The sequence below is a fragment of the Planococcus sp. CAU13 genome (genome assembly GCF_000775575.1).
Lineage (GTDB): Bacteria > Bacillota > Bacilli > Bacillales_A > Planococcaceae > Planococcus.
The window spans coordinates 1-302 of the sequence record NZ_JRGN01000024.1; the positions used below are offsets into that span (position 1 = coordinate 1).

At 47.0% G+C, this 302-nt stretch carries 1 protein-coding gene; it reads left to right on the top strand.

Annotated features, from left to right (window positions below):
- Nucleotides 1-302, top strand: a 302-nt coding sequence (locus tag KW93_RS17680) for a hypothetical protein (protein ID WP_235318327.1), incomplete at both ends; no start/stop codon positions are given.

The window sequence follows — 302 nt, forward strand, 5'->3', positions numbered from 1 at the left end:
AAGGCTTCGCGGACGCGAAGCCTTCCTTAATGGATTGGAGTTTTTCGCGGAGCGAAAAACATCCGCTTCAGATCTTTGGAATTTGGGTGTAGGACCGTCTTATGTTCTGCTTCAACATGCGGTTCCGGCGGCAAAAAAATATCAAAAAAGACAAAAAGGAGTTTTCTTGAGCATACTTATGTTTTTGCGCGCATACATCTATCTCTTCAGCGCCAACTTGTCCGTTTCCGCGCAAACTCACCTGGTTTCCGCGCATACTTCATGTCTCCCGCGCACAAAAGTAACTCTCCCGCGCATAAACA